Raw genomic sequence first — 19540 nt, forward strand, 5'->3', positions numbered from 1 at the left:
CGAACATAACAATTACAAGCCCACTCAGTCGAGGTCATTATGAAATTATCGCGCATATGTGCTGCATTAGTACTCCTTAGTCCACTTGCTCACGCCGCATCATTGGATTTAAATCTAACGCAATCAATGCCAAATATCGAAAAGCTTTATTTAGATTTACATCAAACACCCGAATTGTCTTATCACGAAAAGCAAACAGGTCAAAAACTAGCAAAAGAACTTAAAAAGCTTGGTTTTACTGTGACTGATAATGTGGGTGGTTACGGGGTTGTAGGCCTTTATAAAAATGGTGAAGGCCCAACTATCATGATCCGCACAGATACTGACGGATTACCTATTGTTGAACAAACGGGAAAGCCTTACGCTTCTAAAGTCACTGTGAAAAATGACAGCGGTGCGACTGTTGGTGTGATGCATGGTTGTGGCCATGATATCCATATGAGCTCTTTTATTGGGACCGCAGAGCAATTAATATCTCACAAAGATCAATGGCAAGGCACGCTAATGATGGTAGCACAGCCCGCTGAAGAAGTTGGTGGCGGTGCAAAAGCCATGCTAAAAGAAGGACTATTCTCTCAATATCCGACCCCAGATCATGTCATTGCGCTGCATGTTAGTGCGAGCGTCCCTGCGGGGAAAGTGAGTATGAAAAATGAATATACCATGGCCAGTGTTGACTCTGTAGATATCACTGTAAAAGGCAAAGGGGGCCATGGTGCTTACCCACATACAACAATTGACCCCGTTGTTATCGCTTCGCGCATTGTTTTAGCATTACAAACAATAACCAGTCGCGAGCTTTCTCCATTAGAACCCTCGGTCATTACTGTTGGCTCTATTCATGGTGGTTCTAAACATAATGTCATTTCTGATGAAGTGAAACTGCAATTAACACTTCGCAGCTATAATCCCGAAGTACGTTTACAGCAAATTGCGGCGATTAAACGAATTAGTAAAGGTATTGCACTGAGTGCTGGTTTGGATGAAAGCTTAATCCCAGAGGTATACGTTCATGAAGATGAGTCTATTCCATCAACTTATAATAACCCCGCACAAACAAATGTTGTACGTAATGCGATTTCCAGTGCACTTGGTGAAGAAAATGTACTTGATGCAGATGCAGTAATGGCAGGTGAAGATTTTGGTTTGTATGGCCGTACAGAGCACCATGTCCCTATCACGCTATTTTGGTTAGGGGGTGTCGAACCTAACCAGTACAATGATGCAATAAAATCGGGTAGCACTTTACCTTCACTGCACTCCAGTAAATTTGCGCCAGATTATAAAAAAGCCCTACCCACAGGAATAACTGCGATGAGCAACGCCGCTGTCGCATTATTCAATCAATAACTATTTTAAGGCTAAGCTGGCTTAGCCTTAGATTTTGCTTTTCTTTTAAAACGCCGCTTAGGTGGCGTTTTTGGTAGTTGCGCAAATACCTGGCTATCGCAGTGTTTGGCTTGTTCTACAAGTTGTTGCAATTCATCAAGTAGCGGTGTTAAAAATTGCTGATAACTCATTTGCTGTTCAGCAATGTTACTCAAAGAAGCTTCCCACTTCGCTGTTAAATCAGGACTCGCTAACGCAAGAGGTAAGGCACTTATAAGCGCTTGCCCTGTTTCTGTAGCAATAATACTTTTACCTTGGCGTTTTAGAAAACGTCGTTTAAAGAGTAACTCAATAATGCCCGCTCGCGTGGCCTCTGTTCCAAGTCCATCAGTTTCTTTCAGTATTTTTTTTATTTCTGAATCTTTTACATAACGACTAATGCCCGTCATAGCACTTAATAGAGTGGCGTCTGTGAAATGCGCGGGCGGTGACGTCATTTTGTCAACGAGCTGAGCTTCGTAACAATGCAGTTGCTGGCCTTTTTCTAATGGAGGAAGTGTTTGTTCGTCCTTTAATTCTGTTTTACCCATTAATGCTTTAAAACCCAGACTAACATCTTGCTTAGCTGTTGTTTTAAAAAGCCCGCCCGCAATCATCACACTCACTTTGGTTTCATTAAAAATATAATCTGGATAAAACTGAGCTAAGTATTGGCGACAAATAAGTCTATAAACCTTTTGCTCATCGGCATTTAAGGCTGCAGTACGTAATTGTTTAACTGTTGGCACTATCGCATGATGCGCAGCGACCTTGCTATCATTAAAACATTTACTTCGCTTACTGCTATCGGCTTTATTGCATGCTTCATTAGGTTGTCCATCATTATGCGCAATTGCAGCAATAATGCCCGCAGCCTCACTGTGATGATCTTTTGGTAAGTAACGATTATCTGAACGAGGATAAGTAATTAATTTATGGCGCTCGTATAAATTTTGGCAGATATCGAGCACACTTTGTGCTGGCATCGAAAACGCTTTTGCTGCATCTATTTGTAAAGCGGATAAGTTATAGGGCAAAGGTGCTTGTTGTTTTTTTTGCTTTTGCTCAAGCTCTGATACCGTTGCTGGCTGGTCAGTTATTCGCGATACAACATTTTCTGCAAGCCCCCGGTGCAACACGCGACCTTCGTCATCTTGATACGGCTCACACGCTTTACTCGGTTGCCACTTAGCTGTAAATGTTTGCTGGTTTTGGGTTTTTAGATGGGCCAATACTTCATAAAAAGGCTTGGCTGTAAAATTAGCAATTTCATTATCACGGTTGACGACTAAACCTAAGATAGGCGTTTGCACACGGCCAACAGATAACACATTACCAAATCCAGCTTTTTGACCGGCTAATGTATAAGCACGAGTCAAATTCATGCCAAATAACCAATCAGCGCGTGAACGAGCCAAAGCAGAGACACTTAATGGAATAAACTCGCGATTAGACCGCAAATTATTGAGTGCTTTTTTTACTGCATTTAAGTTTAAATCGCTGATTAGTAAACGTTGTATTTGCTGCTTTTTTGCTTGGCTAAGTTTAACTTGATCGATCACTTGATCGACAAGTAATTGCCCTTCGCGGTCAGGATCACCTGCGTGTACAATCTGAGTAGCCTGTTTGATTAACTTTTTTAAAACGGTAAGTTGTTTGCGCGTTTTTGGTTTTGGCTTTAGTTGCCATTGCTCTGGCACGATAGGTAAATGTTCAAAACGCCATTTTTTAAAGCGTTCATCGTACTCATCAGGTTCTGCTTGCTCAAGTAAATGACCTATACACCATGAAACACAATCACCATTGGCAAGTTCAATAAAACCATCCTGCTTTTTTTGAGGTTTTGGCAGCGCATCTGCTATAGCGCGTGCTAAAGAAGGTTTTTCGGCAATGTAAAGTTTCATAAAGCAACACTAGATACTGTTTATATGAACAGTAGTCTAGCATAGGGTTTTTAACTTAGGAATAAGTTAAGCGTGCTTTGCTCGCCGTGTTAGTAAGTAAATCAGTGGTAAATAACACACAATAACAGTAGCAATATTAATGAGAGGCAGCAGCGTCTTATACATATATGTGCTGTACGATAAGTCCCAAAGATGGCGATCGACTAAACGAAAGAGTTGTAAAATAGGAGCCATAATAACAACAAGTTGACCCAACACACTCTGCCACAAATAAACTTTATCTTTGATCCCTAAATACGCAATTACAGCCATCCAAGCAATATCATTGAAAGCCCACACTACATAGCGCCAGACATAAATATCATCAAAACCACGTAAATGGTCATGAATCAACGTGCCGTATAAAAAGAAGCAGGCTGTGATTAGTGCAAACCGAAAGGCAAACCAGTCTTTTTGTAGATAGAAAACGAAAATAGCTGGGCTCAACATGAATACCCAGCTATTATTTAATATTGATATGATGGAGCCAAACCAATCAGGCAAAATTACCTACCTTAATCAGTTTTATCATCATCATCACCACTACCATTACCTGGCATGTAGCAGTATTTATCTATTTTTTTCATTTGTATACTCCATTACATCTGTTAACGAAGTTTTACTGTAATGGATTTATGGTCTCACATCAATAGGGTCTGACTCGTGCGCTTTACCCTGCATTATAGAGATCTCGACACGTCGATTACGTCGGCGATCTTCATCGGTCACATTGGGAACAAGCGGCCGTGTTTCAGCATGCCCGACAACCACCATACGCGACTTATCAAAGCCGGAGGCTTTTTCCATTTCACTGGCAACCGCCACCGCTCTTTTCGAAGATAAATCCCAATTATTGGTGTATAGCTCATTAGAAACCTGAAAATCATCAGTATGGCCAGACACCGTAATTTCACCAGGTACGTCTTTAAGTAAGGTCGCTATATCACGAATGATAGGTTTAAATTTAGGCTGTAAAAATGCGCTGCCCGATGGGAACGAGCCATTTTCACGAATACGGATAATAATTTGCTGACCAAGCGACTCAAGCTCAATCGCCCCATCCATAATCTGTTGCTCTAATTGCTGAGCAATTTTTTTCACAAGCTCATTAGTTTGCTCTTGATCAGCCGCTGAAATTGACTGCTCCATCGCTTGCTCTTGCGCAGTACTTTGCGATTCACCACCGCGCTTGTTGCCTCGTTGCTCTTGGCGACCACCAGCAGAGCTTTCATCACCCGCTTGAAACTCTAACATTTGCTGAGTCATTTCAACGGTTTGTTGTTGAATCGTTTCAATCGGCGTGGGCTCAGGTTTACCTGGCGTGAACTCCATTGCAATCACCGAGGTTCCTTTGGGAATATCTTTTACTTCAATCTTATTTTGCACACCAAAAGCAAACTTCATCGAGCCTGCTATTTGCTTAAACTTAAGTACATCCATTTCTGAGAAAGCAAGTAAGAGTACAAAGAAGCACATTAATAACGACATTAAGTCAGCAAACGTGCCCATCCAAGCTGGCAGGCCAGGGGGCGGACATTTGCACTCTTGATCAGACATGCCTACTCCTCAGTATCTACTTTACGTTTAGATTCGGCTAAATAGTTTTTCAAAATCCCTTCAATTACTTTCGGGTTTTGACCATCTTGTATGCCTAAAACCGCATCCAAAATGAGGCGCTGGTTTAGTGCTTCTTCGTCTTTACGAAGCTCAAGCTTTACCTGAATAGGAATAGCAATAACATTCGCTAGAAATGCACCGTATAAGGTGGTAAGTAGGGCCACCGCCATAGCAGGACCAATCGCTTTAGGGTCATCCATGTTTGATAACATCGCAACCAACCCTATCAGCGTACCAATCATACCCATTGCCGGGGCGATATCAGCAAGCGATTTAAATAAAGTGGCACCATGTTCATGACGTGCAGATGTCAAAGAAATATCTTTTTGTAGCGTAGCCCTCACAACATCGGCATCATGACCATCAACCAGCATATCAACCCCTTTTCGCATGAACGCATTGGGGATATCAGCCTCTTCAAGCGCGAGAAAGCCACCTTTACGTGCAGAGTCAGCTAGTTCAACTGCTTTTTCAATTAACTCTTCTGGAGATTCAATTTTGAACATGAAGGCTTTAGCTGCAACCTTCCCTATCCCCAAAAACTGTCCCATGGTGAAGTTTGATAACACAATAAAAATCGAGCCACCGAATACAATGACCACCGAAGGTGTGTTGTAAAACATTGCAACTTGGCCGTCACTACTTAACACCATCGACATAGCAATTAAGCCTATGGCACCAAGAATACCTATTATGGTTGCTAAATCCACATACCCCTCCAGAGGAAAATAACACGACACCCTCAGGCATCAAATTTTTATTATTAACTGCTTATCGGCAAGCAATTGAATTACTTAAATCATTAAATGAATTAATTTTATTTTAATGTAAGATTTTTAAGCTACAAGTTTAAGCTGTATCTAAAAGCGTAAAAATAGCATATCGAAATCGCTTTATGCGTAAAAAAACACATCATTCTTTGACCTAGTTTAGCATTCCCCCTAAAATTGGCCTCACTTTCTAATAGCTATCGAGGCCACAATGGCGGCAAAGAAACCAGAAAACTTAAGCTTTGAAGAAGCGCTGGATGAATTATCTCAAATAGTTGTGCAAATGGAGCAAGGTGAACTGTCTTTAGAACAGTCACTTAAACAGTTTGAACGTGGTATTGCACTGGCAAATGCCTCATCGGGTAAATTACAGCAAGCAGAACAAAAAGTGGCCATTTTAATGGGCAACGATAGCCAAGCTCCTCTGAGCAACTTTGATTCAAACCTGGACTAATTCAGTGCAATTAAAAGAACAACTACAACGTGCTCAACACGATGTTGAAGCCATGTTAAATCGCTATTTTGATCAGCCACTTAATACCGAACAAACAATTAAAGACGCAACCCATTATGGTGTTTTAAATGGGGGGAAGCGTTTACGGCCGTACCTTGTTTACGCAACCGGTCGTATGATGGGAGCAAACAAAGCCGATTTAGATGTACTTGCAGCAGCCATTGAGTGTATCCATAGTTACTCACTTGTACACGATGATTTGCCGGCAATGGACGATGATGATTTACGCCGAGGCCGACCAACTTGCCACATTGTTTATGGCGAAGCACAGGCAATTTTAGCCGGCGATGCACTGCAAACGCTTGCATTTGATTTAATTGCTAATCATCAATTTACGGTGCCAGCGACACAACAGGTTAAAATGATAGCCTCATTAAGCAAAGCCTCAGGTATTGAAGGTATGGTTGGGGGACAAGCACTGGATATTGTCTCTACCGATCAAGTGATCAGTGTTGAGCAATTGGAACGTATCCACCAACTGAAAACCGGGGCGCTTTTAAATTGTGCAATTACACTGGGAGCTTTGTGCGCGACTCACTGTGATCAGCATACATTGCAGCAACTAAATCTATTTGGTCAAGCGATAGGTCTGGCTTTTCAGGTACAAGACGATATCCTAGACGTTGAAGCTGATACTGAAACATTAGGAAAGCCTCAAGGGTCAGATATTGCGGCTAATAAAGCAACCTACCCTGCTTTATTAGGCATGGCAGGTGCTAAACAAAAAGCGCAAGATTTACTTGCCCAAGCTCATCAGGCTCTTGAGGCAATAGATTACGACACAAATGAGTTGGCAAGCCTTGCCAGCTATATAGTTGAACGTAAATATTAGTGCCTACAAAAGAAAGACAAAATAACTAAAAAATCAGAGCCGCTATGGGCTATAATGCACTCTGGTTAGCGAAGGATGTATAAAAAACATGACACTTGATAGTAGCAAGTATCCATTATTAAGTTTGGTTGACGAACCAGCACAACTGCGTGATTTAGCGCAAGACAAATTACCTGCGTTTAGTAAAGAGTTACGTGAATACCTCTTGAACTCAGTTTCGCAAAGTAGTGGTCATTTAGCATCAGGATTAGGCACTGTTGAGTTAACTGTTGCGCTGCATTATGTCTATAACACCCCTGAAGATCGTTTAGTATGGGATGTGGGTCACCAAGCATACCCACACAAAATCTTAACGGGTCGTCGTGACCAAATGCATACGATTCGTCAAAAGGATGGCTTACACCCTTTCCCATTCCGTGAAGAAAGTAAATACGATACATTCAGTGTAGGTCACTCTAGCACCTCTATTTCTGCAGCCCTAGGCATGGCAATTGCGGCAGAAAAAGAAGGTAAAGATCGAAAAACAGTTGCCGTAATTGGTGATGGTGCCATTACTGCGGGTATGGCATTTGAAGCGATGAACCACATGGGTGATGTAAACCCAAATGTGCTTATTATCTTAAATGATAACGAAATGTCGATTTCAGAAAACGTGGGCGCATTAAACAACCACTTCGCTCGCATTTTATCAGGTAGTTTCTATACCAATATCCGAGAAGGCAGTAAAAAGCTACTTTCGGGTTTACCGCCCGTAAAAGAACTTGCCAGCCGAATGGAAGAGCACTTGAAAGGCATGGTCATTCCAGGCACTTTCTTTGAAGAGTTAGGTTTAAACTATATCGGCCCAATAGATGGCCACGACGTGAATATGTTGGTCGATACTCTGCGTAATATGCGTAACCTTAAAGGGCCGCAATTACTGCATATAAAAACGCAAAAAGGCAAAGGTTATAAACCTGCTGAAGCGGATCCTATTGGCTACCATGGGGTACCAAAATTTGACCCTAGCATGTCAAAATTGCCTAAATCAAAACCGGGCGCAGCCACATTCTCGAACGTGTTTGGTGATTGGCTTTGTGACATGGCAAAACAAGACGACAAACTCATGGCAATTACTCCTGCAATGCGAGAAGGCTCGGGCATGGTACGCTTTTCAAAAGAGTTTCCTAACCAGTACTTCGATGTTGCCATTGCAGAACAACACGCCGTGACACTCGCTGCAGGTTTTGCGTGCGAAGGCTTAAAGCCTGTCGTTGCTATTTACTCTAGTTTCTTACAACGTGCCTATGACCAACTAATTCATGATGTTGCACTGCAAAACCTCCCTGTTTTATTTGCCATTGACCGTGCAGGTATTGTTGGCGCCGACGGTGAAACACACCAAGGAGCTTACGATTTAAGCTTTATGCGCTGTATACCAAACATGATCATCATGGCACCGAGTGACACCAATGAATGCCGCCAAATGCTTTATACTGGCTATCAATGTAATCAACCAGTTGCGGTACGTTATCCGCGCGGTAGCGCTGGCCATTGTGAAGTGCAAGCACAGATGCATGCAATTGAACTTGGTAAAGCCCGTACAATAAAACAAGGAAACAAGGTGGCCATATTATCATTTGGAACCTTGTTAGATAATGCACAGCTTGCCGCAGAAGCATTAAATGCAACTCTGCTTGATATGCGCTTTATTAAGCCACTCGATACACAGGCAATTAGCGACTTACTAAGCGAGCACGATGTGATTGTAACTCTCGAGGACAACGCGATTGCTGGCGGTGCAGGTTCTGCAGTTAATGAATACCTTGCTACCATTAAAGCCAATGCATCTATCTTGAATTTGGGTATCCCTGATGAGTTTATAAAGCACGGTACGCAGGAAGAAATGCATGCCGAAATGGGCCTAGATGCAAACGGTATTTTAGCCAGCATTAAAGCCTTTATTGCTTAACTTACACAATCAGTTCAAATAAAAAGGAGCATAATGCTCCTTTTTTTAATTTTAAAATCAATAATATAAAAACAAACACTAAAAAAGTTATTTTTTCCTGCATCCAATCTCCCTCCTTCCCCGTTTACTCAATGAGGTTAACTCGTGAGCAAGGGTTATGCTTTTGAAAGCGGTTCTGAGCACTACACGTTGTCTGTTCACTTTTTGATGGATTATTAAATAAGGTATGAACAAATGAAAGCGTTTAAAAATGATGAAATAGCACTACATACTCACACAGATTCAACACTAACAAAATTTACTCTTTGTGCATTAACACTAGCCGTGTTACTCGGCGTAAGTGGATGTAGTGGTGACGACGGTAAAGACGGTGCGATGGGTGCTCAGGGTGTTGCAGGTCAAGATGGTGCTGACGGAGCCAATGGCGTTGACGGTCAAGATGGTACAAATGGCACTGATGGTTCAGACGGTATGGATGGTAACGATGGTGCACCCGGTTTTGCAGCTGCCACCTTTATTCTCGCTAATAATGGCCAAGAAAATGCGGGGACAGTCAATGTTATCAATCAAAATGCCGCTAAGCTTTCAAGTTTTAACACTGGGGCAAATGAAGGTGTCGTATTCGACAGTTTAGGTAACCTTGTACAAGCAGCCGATTCGGGCAATGGGGCAATCAGCACAGTGTGTCAGATTCTCAGCCGAGGTGATGGCGGGATGTATAACAGTGACGTTGATAGAATGATATCAGGTACAAACAGCACCTTAGTCAACCCCAAAGGCATCACTATTTCAAACAAGCACGGGCTAATTTTTGCTGCTGACTTTAATGGTATGCAAGTAACAGTGTTCGGTAAAGAAGCCGCAGGAGATGTTGCACCACTGGCCAGCACAGTGACAGACGCAAAACCGTGGGATTTAACCTACGATGAAATTAACGACCGATTATACGTTGCACTCACTAATGGTGATGTGGCCGTATATGATAACTATGTGATGGGCGGCTTTGCAGCTACACCCGCGCGGACAATTACCCCTAGCGATGAAACCGGCGCCAAAATATCAGTGAACCTTCATGGCATCTCGCTTGAATCACATACTAATAAATTAGTGCTCTCTGATGTAGGAAGTGCATCTGATGCAACCGACGGTGCACTCTTTGTTATTTCAAATGCATCACAGGCTGATGGCATGGTCACAGTTGACCGCCATATCGCAGGCCCAATGTCTATGCTTGGCAATCCGGTTGATATTAGTCTGACAGGCAGTGATTTACGTGTTGCCGAAAAATCAAATGATGCCGTACTCGTGTTTAGCAATATTTTCGCTGGTGACAGCGGTGATATTGCTCCTGACTTAGTGACAGCAACCACAAAGCCTGAATCAATCACACCTACAGTCATGCACAATGGTATGCAAGATAGCTCTGACAGCGTCATGATTAACATGCCATTATTGGGCGTTGCTGTCAGTAGTAACCCAGCTGTACTAGGCGCTACAACCGGTCAAATTAGTCGTATTAATGCCCCCTTGACTGCAGAGCTTGCCAGCTATAATGCAAGTCAAACCATTGAAAGTGTCGCCTTCGACAAATCAGGGACAAGCTATGCCACGTACGATAATGCAACGACATCAATAGGCGGTCTCGTTATCTCGAACAAAGTAGCAACCCATCGTGATGGCGACACATTTACAACCAGCCAAGACAGGCTAATCACTGGAGCAAATACAGGTATCATTTCACCTAAAGGTATCGATGTGGCCTCTGATAATGGCATGGTATTTGTGGCTGAATTTAATGCCACAACCCCTGGTATTTTAATCTTTTCGAGCTGTGCAACGGGCAATGTTAGCCCACTCATGACTTTAACAGCCAACGGCGGTGCTCGCCCATGGGATGTTGATTATGACCCTGCAACAGACAAAGCATTTGTTGCCCTGACTAATGGCACAGTTGCAGTATTTGACGAAGTGAAAAGCAAATTAATGGCAGGCATGACAACCATCACTGGAGAAGACCGTTTGATCACACCAGCATCCGGCGGTACGGCGTTTGCAGCGCCAACTAACCTTCATGGTATTGATTATGATCCTCTAAGTGATTCATTGATAGTGTCAGATGTAGGCAGTGCAGCCGATGCTACCGACGGTAAAATTTACGTGTTAAATAACGCATCAAAAGCAAGCGGCTTAACCAATGTAAGCGTCAACATTGCAGGGCCTGCTAGTCAGCTTGGTAACCCCGTTGATATTATGTATACAGGCAACCATTTATATGTCGCTGAAAAGTCGAATGGTTTGGTAATGCGCTTCGATAATATTTTAAATAGCCCAAGTGGTGATATTGCCGCGACTGTGAGTTACTCATTCACGGCACCAGAGTCAGTGGCTATTTTACCGGCTTGGCTTAACCATTAAAACTAAAAAGGGGGCTTAGGTAACAAGCGCCCTGGTTAGCCTCACAATGCCTTCTCTAGTAATAGACAAGGCATTTTTAATTACACATTGACCTAGGAACACGAAATACTATAGTGTCACCAGTTCCATATTGCTGAAAAAAGATTGTGCATGTTCTACCGCTTCCAGCACCGTTAATTACAGTATTTGTAGCCCCATCTGAACCATTAAAACCTAAAACATCTCCATTTGAATTAGTGAACATGCCTGTTTCATTCAATTCTGCTAACTTATCTAGAGTACATTCATTGTCAATTACTGAAGGTCCTGCATCATGCCCTTTTAGAGCTGAAAGAGTCATGCCTGCAACTCTCGATGCTTCATCAATAATAGTGTAACGGGCACGTGGCGCGCCATTAGAATCATGAAGGTAGATTTCATAATCAAAAACTAAACCATCTTTGAACGAACTTTCTTTTTCGCTTTGTTCAAACTCCCAAATTAGGGTAGGCTTTTTCGTTTCATCAGTGTATTGTACGGTGAAATTTACACCCATTAGGTTAACTCCAACACTAGTGGAGCTGACTCGCCCTGAATTGTTAATACGATCTAAGACGTCTGCGCTTGGAGAACTTTCTAAGTTAAACATTAGAGATAAATTCATCAACTCTTTGAGCTGATTTATTTTATTCGGCTCGACTATGATGGATAAAGCTGAATTATCTGGGCAAGATGCCGATGAAGATGTACGCGTAGCCTTTGCATTAAAAGTCATTAAATACTGAGAGTTAATTGCTTTATAATTTTGAATATTGCTTACTGCATAATTAAGCGCAGCATTGTAATCAACAACAGCTTGGTAGCCTTCAATTTGATTCTGGCTCAGTGTCATGTCTAATGCTAGGGTAGGAAAAATTGGAGCAACGTTACTGTGCCCTAATAAAAAACTATAAACAGCTTTCGTGTCAGGGTTAACTAAAACCACATTTTTCTGAACAGAGCTACAAATCATATTAGCATCGTTCATTGGACGGTTAGGGTCTTCTGGGTAACACTTCTTAGGGTTTACGTACTCATTTTTTGCTATTGTTCTAGCAATGTCTTTACTTGTACATTGCTTGCAAAAAAAAGCCTCAGATTGAATATCTGCTACACCACTAAACGAATAAAGACACAAAAGGGAAATTAAAATTACTTTCATTGTTTTCATATTTCATTCCTTTTAAATACAACTCCAACAAAATGTTATCACCACTATATATTAGTAAATCAAAAAATCATATCTAGCGCATCCAAATCTTGATGTCTGCTAGGCCATTCTCTTGTAAAACACTGAGTTGCTGATCAACATTATTGGTTTGTTCAAACTCAAATGCATCTAGCTGCTCATCAAAGGTAATATTAGCCACACCATCACCCCCGCGCTTTTTAACTTGATGCAGTGCAATATCAGCTAAATTGACAGACGTTTCCCAGCCAATTACTTGGCCGCCTAATAAAGGCAATGGATAAAACGACCAACCGATTGATGCGGTGATTGTTGTCGACTCACCATTTGGTAACCTAAATGAGTTACTCGCCACTGCTTCACATAATTCTGCAACATAATCATCTATCGCGGTGCGTTTAAAATCGCGCAGTAAGAGTAAAAACTCATCGCCGCTCCATCGAGCCACGTAGTCGGAACCTTGAGTACGGCTATTAAGCAACGTAGCCATTTGTTGTAAACAGCTGTCGCCTGCAAGCGGACCATACGCGTCATTAATACGGCTAAAATTATCAAAATTAATAATTAACAGTACCAACGATTTACCTTGTGCCTGCAATGACTGTGAATTTCGCTGAAAGTGTTCAATGTCTTTCGGTAATTGATCAAATAAGAAGCGACGACTACGAAGCCCCGTTAGCTCATCAGAGTGGCTGACTAACTTAAGCTGCGAGTTCACTTGGTTAAGTTTATCGTTAGCCTCACGAAGCTCTACGGTACGCTCAGTAACTAAACTTTCCAGCGCCAATTGCTTACGCTTCTCTTGCGCTCTAAACACCCAGAATACAAGATAAAACAATAGAATAAAGCTGCTGGTGATCAGCAACCTAAAGTAAATAGTCTCATCAAAGCGGCGCGGTACAATAAATGAATACTCTGTTCGGCGTGCTTTTTTCCAATCTTCACCCCGGCGTTTTGCTTCAAGCTGAAATAAAAAAGAACCAGGGGGTAAGTTAGTATAAATAGCTTCACGTCGCGTATTCGCGTATCGCCAATCATTGTCTAATCCGCTTAATCGATAACGAAATTCAATACTTGAAGGCGCATAGTAATCAATCGCTGTGTACTTAATCGTTATGTCACGCTCATCTATTTGCAGCTCAGGTTTGTTACCTAATGTTGCGGTGCTCAAATGGCGCAATGGAGTAACAATATTTTCAATGCGTGGCTTTAATGCTTTCACTCCGAAAAGCTCTACACTTTTCGGAATCTCAACAACACCCTGCAAGCTTGGATACCAAATTGAATTTCCTGTATCTGCAACCGCATCATGGCCAAGCCCCGCACAACATTGACTCGCTTTACCATCGAGTTGACGATCAAACGATGAGATAACCTGCTCCACTTTCAAGCTTTCAATATCAGTACCAAACTGTTCAACCGGCATACGGTATACGCCTTTCATGGTACTAACCCAAATACGCTTCAACTGCTTGTCATACACTAGACTAAAAATAGAGCCATAAGGTAAACCATCGGTGGCATCAAGCTGCCGCCACTGCCCTTTTGTACTGCGATAAAATAAGCCGTCATTTAATGAGCCTATTAAAATGCCAACCCCTTCAATGTTTAAAATACTGGTGACGTAGGCACTTTCTAAGCTTGTTTGGTCGCCTATTTTTTCAATACCGCGGTCGGTAAAGTAGTAAGCTCCTTTACTGGTTCCGATAAGACCAAAGTTCTGTTCATCAAGTACATAAGTAATAAATTTACTACCAAGGAACGCGTTATAGGCAAATGGAGTAAGCCCCCCGTAACTTAAACGATACATACCGCGCCCAGTCCCTAACCAAAATCCTCCTTTATTGGAGCGACTAATAGCAAACACTGGGTTGTCTCGTAATGCACGGCCGGGCACCGTATATAAACTTTGGTTCTCGTAATAAAAAACGCCACGACCTGTTGCGATATAAAGGCGATCACCATCAAACTGCAAATCGTGCACAGCGGCACGACCAAATTGATTACTAGGGATTTTGTTAACAAAGTTTTTATTGTAATCGAAATAGCCAACACCACTTCGGTTAGCAACCCACAGCTTGCCGTCGGGGGCTTGGCTTATCGCCATTACCGCCTCGGTCATGTTAGAAATTGCTGAGTGGCGCTCAATACGCCCTTCATGTGCAAGCCATAAACCTTCACTAAAGCTTGCTAACCAAATATTATTTTGGTTATCGCGGAAGATATCTGCAAACCAAATACTTTGATCAAGTTGGCTCGGCTCTACCCATTGCCAGTCACCCGAGTTATCACGGAACAAGAGTCGCCCATAGGTTGAGATCCACAATGCCCCATCGGAGTCACTCATGAATTTATACACCGCCGAGTTACTCGCATTAGGCAAAGGAAATGGGCGTAGTTCATCGTCTAAATCAAGAAAGTAAGCACCCAGCTCAGAAGCAAGATACAAGTTACCTTCAAGCCAAGCCATATCATGAATAATCGTTTGTGCTAAACGCTCGGGAAGTGAGACTTTTGCGGTTAACTCTAAGCGCAGTTTCGCAAAATCAGATGAGGTATTGGTTAAGCGCAGTAAGTGACGTTCATTTACCAGCCAAATTCCTTCAGGAGAGAGCGCCATTTGACTGACAGAACCCACAATTTGCGTGATTGCGGTCGCGTTAGACACCGGAACACTTAACGCTGAGTTCTGTTGCAGTGCTACCTGGTTACGAGCGACATAATAAAGACCATTCGCAGCAATCCAAATACTGCCCTTTGAGTCTTCTAAAATGTCCCGCACGGGGCCTTTCACATTGAAAGTTTGCGACATCATGGTTTCGGGGTCGAGTGTGACTAACCCATTTTTGGTGCCAACCCACAGCAAACCATCACTATCAACTAATAGCTTGTTGATACCATTGCTTGGTAAAAAATCGCTATTTTGTGTATTAAAGTTAGTAAATGTATTACCGTCAAAACGACTAAGACCAAACTGGGTGCCTAGCCACATATAACCCTGTTCGTCTTGCGCAATGCTTTTTAATGATTGTGATGGCAAGCCATTTTGGATATTCCATTGTTTGACAACGTACTCAGTGATAGATGCAAACACCGACGTGCTGCAAAACATCAACAAACAAACCACTAGAAATCGCATCATACCTTTGCCACCAAGAAAACCTTAATTCATTGCTTAAAAAGGTAAAAGGCCACTTTTAAACAAAGCTTGAACACAAATCAATGAAAATACACCTGCTAGAATATCATCAGCCATGATGCCCAGACCACCATGTAAACGTCTATCAAGAATACGTATTGGGCCTGGTTTAGCGATATCAAAAAAACGGAACAATAAAAAACCAACTAACAGTGACTGCCAACTGAGAGCAGCACCAATCATGGTGATATAATAACCAGCTACTTCGTCCCATACAATGGCAGGATGATCATGTACCCCTAAGTCATCAGCTGTTTTACCGCATGCCCAAATACCAAACACACTAATCACCACAGCAAACACAATTTGCAACCACAGTGGAAAGTACATTGTAGTAAAAATTAGTGGCAACGCAGCAAAAGTACCAAATGTACCCGGCGCTTTAGGCGCTAAACCTAAACCGAAACCCAAACCAAAAAATTGATGTGGACGTTTTAAATTGAATAAACGGTTACTGCTCAAACCGGCTCCTTCGTAAAATGCTGAAATCCTTTACCTTGATAGTTAAATTTTTCACCATCAAGTAAAAGTTCAATTTCGCCTACGCCATTTTTGATTTGTCCAATACAACTGGCTTCAACGCCATACTGACGAAGCTTCATATCCACCATGCTTTTATTACTTTCTGGCACAGTGAAAAGTAGTTCGTAATCGTCACCATAATTTAAAATATAATCAAACTGCTCAGCACGCGGAATTGACGCATTCACGGCGTCAGACACCGGAACTTTATCAACATTTATAACCGCGCTTACTTGAGAAAGCGCTAAAATATGCCCTAAGTCAGCCAACAAGCCATCGGAGATATCGATTGCAGCAGATGCTGCACCACGCAATACTTGTCCTGCGGCAACACGAGGAGCGGGGTAATCAAAGCGGTTATTTAAATACGATAAATGCTCTGGTGCGATATTGAAACCTTGCTTGCGCGCTTCAATCGCCACACCTGCATCACCTAAGGGGCCTGTCACGTAAATCCAATCACCCACTTTTGCACCACTGCGACGCAGAGCTTTGCCTTGCGGTACGATACCTTTTGCACAAATAGTAATGGTGAGAGGCCCTTGCGTGGTGTCTCCCCCTATAATTTGCACATTAAAGTATTCGGCAATTTCATGCATCCCTTCAGTGAACTCTTCAAGCCATTCAACGTTTGCTTCTGGCAAAGTTAAACCAACCGAAATCCACGTAGGCTCTGCACCCATCGCCGCTAAATCACTTAAGTTGACGGCCAGTGCTCGATGTCCAAGTGCACGAGGAGAGATATCATCAAAAAAGTGAACTCCTGCAACTAGGGTATCAGTTGTCACGGCTAACTGACAGTTTTCAGGCACGGTGACCAACGCACAATCGTCACCTATTCCAAGGTTTACATCACGGCGGATAATACCGCGACCTTTAAAGTAACGATTGATTAATTCAAATTCCTTCATACACAAAAAAGCCGGCCCAAGCCGGCTCTCCTCTACGGGGTTACTTACTTACGCAGTTCTTTAACTGCTTTATCAAGTACACCGTTGACAAATTTATGACTGTCTTCAGCACCAAACATTTTCGCAAGCTCAATACCTTCATTGATTGCTACTTTATAGGGTACGTCTTCACGGAACTTAAGCTCATAGGCAGACAGACGTAAAATTGCTTTTTCGACCATATCTAACTCATCAGCAGGGCGTGCTAAATGTGGTGCAACAATCTGATCAAGTTGCTTACAGTTAACAACAACACCACGTGCTAGGTCTTTGAAATATTCGACGTCGATTTTAGTCACATCATTTTCAATTAACATTTGCTGTTCGATATCAGCAATTGGGTTGGCACTTAACTGCCAAGAATATACGGCCTGAAGTGCTAAGATGCGTGCTTTACGTCTTGCTGCTGGTTTCACAGAGATTCCTTAAACTTAAATTTTGTCTAACACATTAACCATTTCGAGCGCGCCTAAAGCAGCTTCGCCGCCTTTATTGCCCATTTTGGTGCCTGCGCGTTCGATTGCTTGTTCAATGCTTTCAGTGGTTAATACGCCAAATGCAACCGGGATATCGTACTCAAGTGATACTTGTGCAAGACCTTTGTTTGATTCGCCAGCGACTAAATCAAAGTGTGGTGTACCACCTCTGATCACGACACCGAGGGCGATGATTGCATCATGTTCTTTCTTTGCTGCAACGCGTTTCGCTGCTAAAGGTAATTCAACGGCACCTGGTACGTAAACAACAGTAATGTCGTCGTCAGATACACCACCTGTGCGCTTAAGCTCATCAACAGCACCTGCTAAAAGGCTGCTACCAATAAAGTCATTAAAGCGTGAAATGACAATGGCAAATTTTTTGCCCGGTGCGTATTTGTTACCTTCAATAATTTTCATTTAATAACCCTAAAAAATAAGTTTAAGCGGTTGCGATTGCGCAAAAATTACGGCGCATAATACCACAAAAATATAAAAGTCGCCTAGTTAACCTGAACTCTGGATAATAAATCTATCTCCAGCGGTTACTTTCAACGCTTACTGCCTTGAATTTACATGCAATAGGCCAAGAATACCTTGGCCTTAAAATTAGCTTGCTAGTAAATTTTGTTAACTAAGCTGTGCGTTAATTAAGACTGCGGCTCAACGTAATCAACCACTTCTAAGTGGAAACCAGACAATGCATGATACTTCTTCGGACGACTCATCAAGCGCATTTTCTCAATGCCAAGGTCTGCTAAAATTTGTGACCCCACACCCACTGTGCGTGACGTGCCTTGGAATTTACGATGACTGACATTTTCACCCGCATCTTCTGCTGCAAATGCTTTGACCGTTGCTTCAAGATCTTCGGTTGATTCTTGTTTACCTAAGATAACCAATACGCCGTTATGCTCAGCAATATAGGCCATTGCATCTGATAAACTCCAGCTACGATCTGCGCTGCGGTCTGACAGTAAAATATCGTTAAACGTACTTTGTAAGTGAACACGTACTAACGTAGCGTCATCTTTCGATACGTCGCCTTTTTGCAATGCATAGTGGAGCTGACCATCAATGGTGTCTTTATACGTTACTAAATCGAATTCACCGTGATCGGTTGGCAACTTACATTTTGCAACACGTTCAATGGTGGTTTCGTTTAGATTTCTGTACTCGATTAAATCAGCAATTGTACCAATCTTCAGACCATGCTCTTTAGCAAACACTTCAAGGTCGGGACGACGGGCCATGGTGCCATCGGCATTGAGAATTTCAACAATAACAGAAGAAGGCTCAAGACCAGCCAAGCGCGCTAAATCACAGCCCGCTTCAGTGTGACCCGCACGGGTAAGAACGCCACCAGGTTGTGCCATAATAGGGAAAATATGACCCGGCTGTACGATATCACTTGGCACAGCTCCTTTCGCGATGGCCGCTTGCACTGTGCGTGCACGGTCAGCAGCTGAAATACCGGTTGTTACGCCTTTTGCAGCTTCAATCGACATTGTAAAGTTTGTTGAGAAAGCCGCTCCGTTATTTTTAACCATTAACGGTAATTCTAACTGCTGACAACGCTCTTGAGTCATGGTTAAACAAATTAAACCACGACCATGCGTTGCCATAAAATTGATAGCATCTGCACTTATGTGCTCTGCTGCGATAATTAAATCGCCTTCATTTTCTCTATCTTCATCGTCCATTAAAATAACCATTTTACCGGCTTTAATGTCATCGATAATTTCTTGCGCGCTGTGTAAATTCATAATGTGCCCA

16 protein-coding genes are annotated in these 19540 nt (G+C 42.4%); 5 read left to right on the forward strand and 11 right to left on the reverse strand.

Annotation, left to right across the window (positions count from 1 at the left end; genetic code table 11):
• Nucleotides 1–39 precede the first annotated feature (39 nt).
• A complete protein-coding gene (locus tag D0907_RS12655; RefSeq protein ID WP_074988898.1) occupies nucleotides 40–1350 on the forward strand; it encodes a M20 metallopeptidase family protein in 1311 nt (436 codons plus the stop codon).
• An 11-nt stretch (nucleotides 1351–1361) separates the two neighbouring features.
• Here D0907_RS12655 and D0907_RS12660 read toward each other — a convergent pair whose 3' ends face one another.
• From D0907_RS12660 to pomA, 4 genes are all read right to left on the reverse strand, one after another.
• Nucleotides 1362–3272: a DNA topoisomerase III gene (locus D0907_RS12660; protein WP_118844588.1), complete on the reverse strand. Its 1911-nt coding sequence runs from the start codon at nucleotides 3270–3272 to the stop codon at nucleotides 1362–1364.
• A gap of 66 nt (nucleotides 3273–3338) precedes the next feature.
• Nucleotides 3339–3815 carry a hypothetical protein gene (locus D0907_RS12665; RefSeq protein ID WP_036966353.1) on the reverse strand — a complete coding sequence of 159 codons (477 nt, stop codon included), beginning with the start codon at nucleotides 3813–3815 and terminating at the stop codon, nucleotides 3339–3341.
• Between the two features lie 129 nt (nucleotides 3816–3944).
• Nucleotides 3945–4868, reverse strand: a complete 924-nt coding sequence (locus D0907_RS12670) for a flagellar motor protein MotB (protein WP_036966350.1) — start codon at nucleotides 4866–4868, stop codon at nucleotides 3945–3947.
• Nucleotides 4869–4870: 2 nt separating this feature from the next.
• Complete coding sequence (gene pomA, locus D0907_RS12675; RefSeq protein WP_036966347.1) at nucleotides 4871–5638, reverse strand: flagellar motor protein PomA; 768 nt, start codon at nucleotides 5636–5638, stop codon at nucleotides 4871–4873.
• A gap of 271 nt (nucleotides 5639–5909) precedes the next feature.
• Here pomA and D0907_RS12680 point away from each other — a divergent pair, with 271 nt between their 5' ends.
• From D0907_RS12680 to D0907_RS12695, 4 genes are all read left to right on the forward strand, one after another.
• Entirely contained in the window at nucleotides 5910–6152 is a 243-nt protein-coding gene (locus tag D0907_RS12680; RefSeq protein WP_036966344.1) for an exodeoxyribonuclease VII small subunit, read from the forward strand.
• 52 nt (nucleotides 6153–6204) lie between these two features.
• Complete coding sequence (ispA, locus tag D0907_RS12685) at nucleotides 6205–7044, forward strand: (2E,6E)-farnesyl diphosphate synthase (protein ID WP_206770808.1); 840 nt, start codon at nucleotides 6205–6207, stop codon at nucleotides 7042–7044.
• An 88-nt stretch (nucleotides 7045–7132) separates the two neighbouring features.
• A complete protein-coding gene (dxs, locus tag D0907_RS12690; RefSeq protein ID WP_065979736.1) occupies nucleotides 7133–8995 on the forward strand; it encodes a 1-deoxy-D-xylulose-5-phosphate synthase in 1863 nt (620 codons plus the stop codon).
• Nucleotides 8996–9229: 234 nt separating this feature from the next.
• Nucleotides 9230–11410, forward strand: coding sequence for a hypothetical protein (locus D0907_RS12695; RefSeq protein ID WP_162898054.1), 2181 nt, complete (start codon nucleotides 9230–9232; stop codon nucleotides 11408–11410).
• A 76-nt stretch (nucleotides 11411–11486) separates the two neighbouring features.
• Here D0907_RS12695 and D0907_RS12700 read toward each other — a convergent pair whose 3' ends face one another.
• From D0907_RS12700 to ribBA, 7 genes are all read right to left on the reverse strand, one after another.
• Nucleotides 11487–12599 (reverse strand): hypothetical protein, encoded by a 1113-nt coding sequence (locus tag D0907_RS12700; RefSeq protein WP_036966338.1) that lies wholly within the window; start codon nucleotides 12597–12599, stop codon nucleotides 11487–11489.
• Between the two features lie 73 nt (nucleotides 12600–12672).
• Nucleotides 12673–15759: a ligand-binding sensor domain-containing diguanylate cyclase gene (locus D0907_RS12705; protein ID WP_065979734.1), complete on the reverse strand. Its 3087-nt coding sequence runs from the start codon at nucleotides 15757–15759 to the stop codon at nucleotides 12673–12675.
• 33 nt (nucleotides 15760–15792) lie between these two features.
• The gene (locus D0907_RS12710) at nucleotides 15793–16278 is read right to left on the reverse strand and encodes a phosphatidylglycerophosphatase A family protein (RefSeq protein ID WP_036966334.1); all 486 of its coding nucleotides are present in this window, start codon (nucleotides 16276–16278) and stop codon (nucleotides 15793–15795) included.
• Entirely contained in the window at nucleotides 16275–17249 is a 975-nt protein-coding gene (gene thiL / locus D0907_RS12715; RefSeq protein ID WP_036966332.1) for a thiamine-phosphate kinase, read from the reverse strand. The genes D0907_RS12710 and thiL overlap by 4 nt, the downstream gene beginning before the upstream one ends.
• A gap of 44 nt (nucleotides 17250–17293) precedes the next feature.
• The gene (nusB, locus tag D0907_RS12720) at nucleotides 17294–17704 is read right to left on the reverse strand and encodes a transcription antitermination factor NusB (RefSeq protein ID WP_065979733.1); all 411 of its coding nucleotides are present in this window, start codon (nucleotides 17702–17704) and stop codon (nucleotides 17294–17296) included.
• 15 nt (nucleotides 17705–17719) lie between these two features.
• Nucleotides 17720–18184 carry a 6,7-dimethyl-8-ribityllumazine synthase gene (gene ribH / locus D0907_RS12725; RefSeq protein ID WP_036966328.1) on the reverse strand — a complete coding sequence of 155 codons (465 nt, stop codon included), beginning with the start codon at nucleotides 18182–18184 and terminating at the stop codon, nucleotides 17720–17722.
• Between the two features lie 230 nt (nucleotides 18185–18414).
• Nucleotides 18415–19530, reverse strand: coding sequence for a bifunctional 3,4-dihydroxy-2-butanone-4-phosphate synthase/GTP cyclohydrolase II (ribBA, locus tag D0907_RS12730; protein ID WP_065979732.1), 1116 nt, complete (start codon nucleotides 19528–19530; stop codon nucleotides 18415–18417).
• Nucleotides 19531–19540: the final 10 nt, after the last annotated feature.

The organism is Pseudoalteromonas lipolytica (assembly GCF_003515105.1).
GTDB classification, from domain to species: domain Bacteria; phylum Pseudomonadota; class Gammaproteobacteria; order Enterobacterales; family Alteromonadaceae; genus Pseudoalteromonas; species Pseudoalteromonas lipolytica.

Coding starts and splice junctions, on each gene's coding strand:
- ribH (WP_036966328.1), bottom strand. CDS start 18,184: ATGAAAATTATTGAAGGTAACAAATACGCACCGGGCAAAAAATTTGCC.
- D0907_RS12655 (WP_074988898.1), top strand. CDS start 40: ATGAAATTATCGCGCATATGTGCTGCATTAGTACTCCTTAGTCCACTT.
- ribBA (WP_065979732.1), bottom strand. CDS start 19,530: ATGAATTTACACAGCGCGCAAGAAATTATCGATGACATTAAAGCCGGT.
- D0907_RS12680 (WP_036966344.1), top strand. CDS start 5,910: ATGGCGGCAAAGAAACCAGAAAACTTAAGCTTTGAAGAAGCGCTGGAT.
- thiL (WP_036966332.1), bottom strand. CDS start 17,249: ATGAAGGAATTTGAATTAATCAATCGTTACTTTAAAGGTCGCGGTATT.
- D0907_RS12705 (WP_065979734.1), bottom strand. CDS start 15,759: ATGATGCGATTTCTAGTGGTTTGTTTGTTGATGTTTTGCAGCACGTCG.
- ispA (WP_206770808.1), top strand. CDS start 6,205: ATGTTAAATCGCTATTTTGATCAGCCACTTAATACCGAACAAACAATT.
- D0907_RS12670 (WP_036966350.1), bottom strand. CDS start 4,868: ATGTCTGATCAAGAGTGCAAATGTCCGCCCCCTGGCCTGCCAGCTTGG.
- D0907_RS12695 (WP_162898054.1), top strand. CDS start 9,230: ATGAAAGCGTTTAAAAATGATGAAATAGCACTACATACTCACACAGAT.
- D0907_RS12700 (WP_036966338.1), bottom strand. CDS start 12,599: ATGAAAACAATGAAAGTAATTTTAATTTCCCTTTTGTGTCTTTATTCG.
- D0907_RS12660 (WP_118844588.1), bottom strand. CDS start 3,272: ATGAAACTTTACATTGCCGAAAAACCTTCTTTAGCACGCGCTATAGCA.
- dxs (WP_065979736.1), top strand. CDS start 7,133: ATGACACTTGATAGTAGCAAGTATCCATTATTAAGTTTGGTTGACGAA.